Origin of the sequence: Micromonospora sp. NPDC048947, assembly GCF_040649495.1 — a bacterium.
In the GTDB taxonomy this organism is placed as follows: Bacteria; Actinomycetota; Actinomycetes; order Mycobacteriales; family Micromonosporaceae; genus Micromonospora; species Micromonospora alfalfae.
Genome location: NZ_JBEZFO010000024.1, coordinates 108,862 through 112,861 on the forward strand (window position 1 = coordinate 108,862; position 4,000 = coordinate 112,861).

Annotated in this window: 1 protein-coding gene; it reads right to left on the bottom strand. The window is 66.5% G+C overall.

Translation table 11 applies throughout. From position 1 onward, the window contains the following. Nucleotides 1-55: 55 nt before the first annotated feature. Nucleotides 56-3,487 (bottom strand): DNA-directed RNA polymerase subunit beta, encoded by a 3,432-nt coding sequence (locus tag AB0B98_RS28715; RefSeq protein WP_091402413.1) that lies wholly within the window; start codon nt 3,485-3,487, stop codon nt 56-58. Nucleotides 3,488-4,000 lie beyond the last annotated feature (513 nt).

The following is a 4,000-nucleotide window of genomic DNA, read 5'->3' on the forward strand; positions in this document are numbered from 1 at the left end:
TTGGGGGGGGGGGGGGGGGGGCCGCCGCCCCCCCCCCCCCCCCCGACCGCTCACCTCAGACCTCTTCGACCGAGCTCGGCTCGCGCCGGGACAGGTCGATGCCCAGCTCCTCAGCGGCCCGGAACACCTCGTCGTCGGTCTCGCGCATTTCCAGGGCCACACCGTCGCTGGAGAGCACCTCAACGTTGAGGCACAGCGACTGCAGCTCCTTGAGCAGCACCTTGAACGACTCCGGGATGCCCGGCTCCGGGATGTTCTCGCCCTTGACGATGGCCTCGTAGACCTTCACTCGGCCGAGCACGTCGTCGGACTTGATCGTGAGTAGCTCCTGCAGGGCGTAGGCAGCGCCGTACGCCTGCATCGCCCAGCACTCCATCTCACCGAAACGCTGACCACCGAACTGCGCCTTACCACCCAGCGGCTGCTGCGTGATCATCGAGTACGGGCCCGTCGAACGAGCGTGGATCTTGTCGTCGACCAGGTGGTTGAGCTTCAGGATGTAGACGTAGCCGACCGCGATCGGGTCCGGCAGCGGCTCGCCGGAACGACCGTCGAACAGCTGCGCCTTGCCGGTACGACCGATCAGCTGCTTGCCGTCCCGGTTGGGCAGGGTCGACTCGAGCAGACCGGAGATCTCCTCCTCGCGGGCACCATCGAAGACCGGGGTGGCCACGTTGGTGTCGCCCTCGGACTCGTGCGCGTCGATCGAGCGCAGCTGACGCTTCCAGTCGGCGTCGTCACCCTCGACCTTCCAACCGGTCTTGGCGACCCAACCGAGGTGGGTCTCCAGCACCTGGCCGATGTTCATCCGGCTCGGCACACCGAGCGGGTTGAGCACGATGTCGACAGGGGTGCCGTCCTCAAGGAACGGCATGTCCTCGATCGGCAGGATCTTCGAGATGACACCCTTGTTGCCGTGCCGGCCGGCGAGCTTGTCGCCGTCCTGGATCTTGCGCTTCTGGGCGACGTAGACCCGGACCAGCTCGTTGACACCCGGCGGCAACTCGTCGCCGTCCTCGCGGGAGAACGTGCGCACACCGATGACCGTGCCGGTCTCGCCGTGCGGCACCTTCAGCGAGGTGTCCCGAACCTCACGCGCCTTCTCACCGAAGATCGCGCGGAGCAGACGCTCCTCCGGGGTCAGCTCGGTCTCACCCTTGGGCGTGACCTTGCCGACCAGGATGTCACCGGGGACGACCTCGGCGCCGATCCGGATGATGCCGCGCTCGTCGAGGTCAGCGAGCATTTCCTCGCTGACGTTCGGGATGTCGCGGGTGATCTCCTCCGGACCGAGCTTGGTGTCCCGGGCGTCGACCTCGTGCTCCTCGATGTGGATCGAGGTGAGCACGTCCTGCTGCACGAGGCGCTGCGACAGGATGATCGCGTCCTCGTAGTTGTGGCCCTCCCAGCACATGAACGCCACCAGCAGGTTGCGTCCGAGTGCCATCTCGCCCTCGTCGGTGCACGGACCGTCGGCGATGACCTGACCGGCCTCGACGCGGTCGCCCTCGAAGACGACAGGCTTCTGGTTGACGCAGGAGCCGGCGTTGGAGCGGCGGAACTTGTGCAGCAGGTACGTCCGGCGGTGGCCGTCATCCTGGTGGATGGTGACGTAGTCGGCGCAGAGATCCTCGATCACACCGCCGACCTCGGCGACCACCACGTCGCCAGCGTCGACAGCGGCCCGGTACTCCATGCCCGTACCCACGAGCGGCGCCTCGGCCTTGACCAGCGGCACCGCCTGGCGCTGCATGTTCGCGCCCATCAGTGCCCGGTTGGCGTCGTCGTGCTCGAGGAACGGGATCATGGCGGTCGCGACCGAGGTCATCTGCCGGGGCGAGACGTCCATGTAGTCGACGGCACCGGGGACGACGTCCTCGGTCTCGCCGCCCTTACGACGGCAGAGCACCCGGTCCTCGGCGAACGTGCCGTCAGCCTTCAGGCGCGCGTTGGCCTGGGCCTTGACGAACCGGTCCTCCTCGTCCGCGGTCAGGTAGTCGATCTGGTCGGTGACCCGACCCTCGACGACCTTCCGGTACGGCGTCTCGATGAAGCCGAACGGGTTGACCCGGGCGAAGGTGGACAGCGCGCCGATCAGGCCGATGTTCGGGCCTTCCGGCGTCTCGATCGGGCACATCCGGCCGTAGTGGGACGGGTGCACGTCGCGGACCTCGAAGCCGGCCCGCTCCCGGGACAGACCACCCGGGCCGAGCGCGCTCAGCCGACGCCGGTGGGTCAGGCCCGCCAGCGGGTTGGTCTGGTCCATGAACTGGGACAGCTGGGACGTCCCGAAGAACTCCTTGATCGCCGCCACCACCGGGCGGATGTTGATCAGGGTCTGCGGGGTGATCGCCTCGACGTCCTGCGTGGTCATCCGCTCGCGGACGACCCGCTCCATCCGGGACAGGCCGACCCGAACCTGGTTCTGGATCAGCTCGCCCACGGTACGGAGGCGCCGGTTGCCGAAGTGGTCGATGTCGTCGGCCTCGTAGCCGTCCTCACCGGCGTGCAGCCGGCACAGGTACTCCACGGTGGCGACGATGTCGTCCTCGGTCAGCGTGCCAGTGGTGATCGGCACGCCAACTTCGAGCTTCTTGTTGAACTTGTAGCGCCCGACCTTGGCGACGTCGTACCTCTTCGGGTTGAAGAAGAGGTTGTCGAGCAGGGTCTGGGCGTTCTCGCGCGTCGGCGGCTCGCCAGGGCGCAGCTTGCGGTAGATGTCGAGCAGAGCCTCGTCGGCGCCGGCGATGTGGTCCTTCTCGAGCGTGGTCATCATCAGCTCGGACCAGCCGAACTTCTCACGAATTCGCTCGGCCGACCATCCGATGGCCTTGAGCAGGACGGTGACGGCCTGCCGACGCTTGCGGTCGATGCGCACACCGACCGTGTCGCGCTTGTCGATGTCGAACTCCAGCCAGGCACCCCGACTCGGGATGACCTTGACGCTGGAGAGGTCGCGGTCGGAGGTCTTGTCCGGCTGCTTGTCGAAGTACACGCCCGGAGACCGGACGAGCTGGCTGACCACGACGCGCTCGGTGCCGTTGATGACGAAGGTGCCCTTGGGCGTCATCATCGGGAAGTCACCCATGAACACCGTCTGGCTCTTGATCTCGCCAGTGGTGTTGTTGGTGAACTCCGCGGTCACGAAGAGCGGAGCGCAGTAGGTCAGGTCCTTCTCCTTGCACTCCTCGATCGAGGCCTTGACCTCGTCGAAGCGCGGCGCTGAGAAGGAGAGCGACATGGTGCCGGAGAAGTCCTCAATGGGACTGATCTCTTCAAGGATCTCCGCGAGACCCGATCGTGCGTGCGGGTCGTCCGCCGACCGGCCCTGCCAAGCCTCGTTGCCGACGAGCCAGTCGAAGGACTCGTTCTGAATGGCAAGGAGGTTGGGGACCTCGAGGTGTTCGGTGATCCTGCCGAATGAAACTCGGCGGGGAGCGAATGCGCTCGACGTACGACTGGTCTTCGCAGGGCGGGAAGCTGCCAAGATGCGTCCTTCCGAGGACCGGTGCTGCAGAACGGCTGGTACGCGTGCACTCCAATGACCCCACCAGAAATATCCGTAAACGGACATTTCCGAGCAGGGGTCAAGTCGGAAGGCAGCGCAAACTAGCAGTGTAGCCGAGAGGCTAACCGCTGTCCAGCCCACCCCGCAGGTTGTTTGCGGAGCGCGCCTCGGCCCCCGTCAACCGGGGTCTGCCGGGCCGCTCAGAACGCAACTCCCCACTGGGCCGCTCGGGTTACAGCGGCTGATGGTGCCGCCGCTGTCATACCCACGTCGTGGCCGTCGCAAGCGCGGTGTCTTGCTGGTGTCAGCGTGCCTGGCAGCCCCGGGCCGCGTCAAGGGCCGGTATCCGGGTTGTCCCTTGTTTCCCACTGGAGGGCGACAGGCCACGCTCGTTCGGGTCAAGGGTACCCATGGTCGGAGCCCAGCTCAGGACCGGTCGCAGCCAGATCCACCAATACGGCGGGGGGGGTTACGTGTGCGATGAAACCCCCC